The sequence below is a fragment of the Elizabethkingia argenteiflava genome, assembly GCF_009904105.1.
In the GTDB taxonomy this organism is placed as follows: domain Bacteria; phylum Bacteroidota; class Bacteroidia; order Flavobacteriales; family Weeksellaceae; genus Elizabethkingia; species Elizabethkingia argenteiflava.
Window position 1 is genome coordinate 1 of record NZ_JAAABJ010000159.1, and the last position, 326, is coordinate 326.

Here is a 326-nt window from a genome sequence, read left to right on the forward strand (position 1 = left end):
TAAACTCCTTTTTTGCCAGCTTTTCTTTGTCCCTGCTTACAACATTTATCATATATGAATAAAGCTTATCGGCTTTCTCTATAAATTCTCCTCTATACCCAGCATCAGCAAGGATACATTTAAACTTCATAAGACCTTCATTTAGCATACTCATTAAAAGTAGTCCAGCCTTACTGTCATGAATATTGGCAACACATAGCATTACTGCTATTAGAAAGCCATTCTTGTCTACTACCACATGACGCTTTATACCTTTTATCTTCTTATTACCGTCTACTCCGTGAAGCCCTCTGTTATTACCCCAACGTACACTTTGACTATCCATA

At 36.5% G+C, this 326-nt stretch carries 1 protein-coding gene; it reads right to left on the bottom strand.

What is annotated here, in order from left to right; translation table 11 throughout:
- Window positions 1-326, bottom strand: a 326-nt coding sequence (locus GNY06_RS01250; protein ID WP_166518449.1) for a transposase, incomplete at both ends; no start/stop codon positions are given.